The organism is Paracoccus sp. (in: a-proteobacteria) (genome assembly GCF_046462195.1).
GTDB lineage: Bacteria > Pseudomonadota > Alphaproteobacteria > Rhodobacterales > Rhodobacteraceae > Paracoccus.
Genome location: NZ_JBKGUN010000155.1, coordinates 1 through 3718, shown reverse-complemented (window position 1 = coordinate 3718; position 3718 = coordinate 1). Strand labels below are relative to the sequence as shown.

General features: G+C 60.9%; 5 protein-coding genes. All 5 read left to right on the top strand.

The annotated features are described in order from the left end of the window. On the top strand, positions 1-732 hold a 732-nt coding region (locus ACLHHB_RS09960), incomplete at its 5' end, for an ABC transporter ATP-binding protein (protein WP_410218129.1). 12 nt (positions 733-744) lie between these two features. Continuing rightward, positions 745-1815 (top strand): ABC transporter ATP-binding protein, encoded by a 1071-nt coding sequence (locus ACLHHB_RS09955; RefSeq protein WP_410218128.1) that lies wholly within the window; start codon positions 745-747, stop codon positions 1813-1815. 24 nt (positions 1816-1839) lie between these two features. Then, positions 1840-2709, top strand: a complete 870-nt coding sequence (locus ACLHHB_RS09950; RefSeq protein ID WP_410218127.1) for a carbohydrate ABC transporter permease — start codon at positions 1840-1842, stop codon at positions 2707-2709. Between the two features lies 1 nt (position 2710). Further along, a complete protein-coding gene (locus tag ACLHHB_RS09945) occupies positions 2711-3568 on the top strand; it encodes a carbohydrate ABC transporter permease (protein ID WP_410218126.1) in 858 nt (285 codons plus the stop codon). A 14-nt stretch (positions 3569-3582) separates the two neighbouring features. Further along, on the top strand, positions 3583-3718 hold a 136-nt coding region (locus ACLHHB_RS09940), incomplete at its 3' end, for a DUF2160 family membrane protein (RefSeq protein WP_410218130.1).

Genomic DNA, 3718 nt, shown 5'->3' with positions numbered 1-3718 from the left:
ATGATGCACCTGACGCCCATGTTGGAGCGCAAGCCGCTGGAGCTGTCGGGCGGGCAACAGCAGCGCTGTGCTTTGGCGCGGGCGCTGGTCAAGGATGCCGGCCTCGTGCTGCTGGACGAGCCGCTAGCGAACCTCGACTACAAGCTGCGTGAAGAACTGCGGGTAGAAATCCCCCGCATCTTCGAGGAATCAGGGGCGATTTTCGTTTATGCCACCACCGAACCCGAAGAAGCGCTGCTGCTGGGCGGCAATACGGCGATCTTGTGGGAAGGCCGCGTGACCCAGTTTGGTCCGACGCCGCGGGTTTACCGTCAGCCTGTCGACGCAACAACTGCGCGTGTCTTTTCCGATCCACCGATGAACTTCATGCCCATGACCAAGACTGGCGGGAATTTGTCCTTCGGCACGGGACAGGGAGCCTCTGCCGAGGCGCTGTCGGCTCTGCGAGACGGGCGCTATCTGGCAGGCTTCCGGCCCAATCACCTCGAGATCCGCCAGCCAGCCCCCGATGCGGTGCGCTTTGACGCCACATTGGTCGTAACCGAATTGACCGGGTCCGAAACATTTGTGCATCTGGATCACCAGGGGGAGCGATGGGTGGGACTTATTCGCGGCATCCATGACCTGCCCTTGGGTCAGGTTCTTCCGGTCTGGCTGGATCCGCGTCACATTTATGTCTTCGCCGAAGATGGCCGCTTGGTCACTCCTGCGGCCCGTGCCGCAGCCGCCTGAGGAGGAGGGACAATGGCCAAGATCACACTGGAAAACCTGGCGCATTCTTATCTGTCCCAGCCCAAGGGGCCAGACGATTACGCGCTGAAGGAATTGAACCACGACTGGGAGGATGGTGCTGCCTATGCGCTGCTGGGATCTTCGGGTTGCGGGAAATCCACGCTGCTGAACATCATCTCCGGTCTCCTGATCCCGTCGCAGGGGCGCATTCTGTTTGACGGACAGGACGTGACGCGCGCGCCGACGGCCGAGCGCAACATTGCACAGGTATTTCAGTTTCCCGTTGTCTACGACACGATGACGGTGCGTGACAATTTGGCCTTTCCGCTGCGCAATCGGGGCCGGCCTGAAGCCTATGTCGCCGAGCGGGTGTCGGAGATTGCCCGGATGATCGGAATGGAGCACATGCTGGACCGCAAGGCCCGCGGCCTGACGGCGGATGCGAAACAGAAGATAAGCCTTGGCCGCGGAATGGTCCGCAAGGATGTCAATGCCTTGCTGTTCGACGAACCGCTGACGGTCATCGACCCGCATATGAAATGGGAACTGCGCACGCAGCTGAAGAAGCTGCACCACGACTTCGGCCATACGATGATCTATGTGACCCATGACCAGACCGAGGCACTGACTTTCGCCGACAAGGTCGTGGTCATGTTTGAGGGCCGTGTCGTCCAGATCGGCACGCCCGAGGAATTGTTCGACAGCCCTGACCACACCTTTGTCGGCTATTTCATCGGCTCGCCCGGAATGAACCTGTTGCCGGCCGAGGTCGCAGGGCGCGAGGCGCGCGTGCCGGGCGGAACGACGCCCTTGGCGCGCGACTATCATAAACTGTCCGGAAAGGTGCAGATCGGCATCCGACCTGAACACATTCACCTGTCCAGCGATCAGGGGCTGCCCGTGAACATCCGTCGGATCGAGGATGTGGGCCGCCACCGCATCATCCGCGCCGACCTTGAGGGCCACGCCCTGAACATCATTGCGCCCGAGGTGCAGGCCATCGACCAGAACATGACCCGCGCGGTCTTCGACCCGCACAAGATCAATGTCTATGCCGACGATTGGCGCGTCACGGCCGCCTGACGATGCCCGAGGGAGGGGAGAAGGATGCATAAGACGGTCAATCACAAGGCTTGGCTCCTGGTGCTGCCGGTGCTCGTGCTGGTCGCCTTCTCGGCGGTGATCCCGCTGATGACAGTGGTCAACTATTCGGTGCAGGACACCTTTGGCAACAACGTCTTCTTCTGGAACGGTCTGGGATGGTTCAGTGACCTGCTGCAGTCAGAGCGGATGTGGAACGCGCTCGGCCGGCAGCTGGCCTTTTCGGCCATCATCATCGCGCTTGAGATTCCGCTTGGCATCTTCGTGGCGCTGAACATGCCCAAGCGCGGTGCTTGGGCCAGCGCGGTGCTCGTGCTGATGTCGCTGCCGCTGCTGATCCCGTGGAACGTCGTCGGCACGATCTGGCAGATATTCGGCCGCGTCGACATAGGCCTGCTCGGCTACACGCTGGACAGCCTGGGCATCAACTACAACTACACGCAGAATCCGATCCATGCATGGGTCACGGTGATCGTGATGGACGTGTGGCACTGGACGTCGCTGGTCGCGCTGCTGGCCTATGCCGGGCTGCAGTCCATCCCCGACGCCTACTACCAGGCCGCCAAGATAGACCAGGCGAGCCGCTGGAAGGTGTTCCGCTATATCGAGCTGCCCAAGATGGCGGGCGTGCTGATGATCGCGATCCTGCTGCGCTTCATGGACAGCTTCATGATCTATACCGAGCCTTTCGTCGTGACCGGCGGCGGACCCGGCAACGCGACCACCTTTCTGTCCATCGACCTCGTCAAGATGGCACTCGGGCAGTTCGATCTGGGCCCTGCGGCCGCCTTCTCGTTGATGTATTTCCTGGTCATCCTTCTCATCTCGTGGGTCTTCTATACGGTGATGACGAACCTCGACAAAAGGGGCGGGTGACATGACAGCAACCGCAACCCGCACCACAACCGCCGCGCCCCGCAGGCGCAGCCTGCCGCGGGTCAGGGGCAGCGCCATTGTCATGGTTTTCTACCTGCTGTTCCTGATGTTGCCTATCTACTGGCTGCTGAACATGAGCCTGAAGACCAATGCCGAAATCACCGGCACCTTCAGCCTTTGGCCCCAGAACCTGACCTTTCGAAACTATGTGACCATCCTCACCGATCCCAGTTGGTATATGGGCTACGTGAACAGCCTGATCTACGTGGTGATGAACACCGTGATCTCGGTCGCGGTGGCGCTGCCAGCCGCCTATGCCTTCAGCCGCTATCATTTCATGGGCGACAAGCACCTGTTCTTCTGGCTGCTGACCAACCGGATGGCGCCGCCTGCCGTCTTTGCCCTGCCGTTCTTCCAGCTGTATTCCTCTGTCGGGCTTTTCGATACGCATATCGCGGTGGCGCTGGCGCATTGCCTGTTCAACGTGCCACTGGCCGTCTGGATCCTGGAAGGCTTCATGCGCGGCGTGCCCAAGGAGATCGACGAGACCGCCTATATCGACGGCTACGGCTTTGGCCGGTTCTTTGTGCGGATCTTCATGCCGCTGATCTCGTCCGGAATAGGTGTCGCGGCCTTCTTCTGCTTCATGTTTTCATGGGTTGAACTGCTCTTGTCGCGAACACTGACCTCGGTGGCAGCCAAGCCCATTGCCGCCACGATGACGCGCACGCAAGGTGCCTCGGGAGTAGACTGGGGCGTGCTGGCGGCTGCAGGGGTGCTGACCATCGTGCCGGGGGCCTTGGTCATCTGGTTCGTGCGCAACTACATCGCCAAGGGCTTTGCATTGGGCCGCGTGTAAGAGGGGAACGCATCATGTCCTGGATGGCCTGGACCACGCCTACCGCGATCTTCTTCATCGTCATCGCGTTGCTGCTGATCACTTTCACGGTGCTGGCGATCCGCTTTCCGGAAACGCCCCGACAGGGCGTCCTCGGGATCGAGACGACGC

Excerpts from the sequence above, each read along its gene's own strand:
- ACLHHB_RS09955 (WP_410218128.1), top strand. The coding sequence starts at position 745 with ATGGCCAAGATCACACTGGAAAACCTGGCGCATTCTTATCTGTCCCAG.
- ACLHHB_RS09950 (WP_410218127.1), top strand. The coding sequence starts at position 1,840 with ATGCATAAGACGGTCAATCACAAGGCTTGGCTCCTGGTGCTGCCGGTG.
- ACLHHB_RS09945 (WP_410218126.1), top strand. The coding sequence starts at position 2,711 with ATGACAGCAACCGCAACCCGCACCACAACCGCCGCGCCCCGCAGGCGC.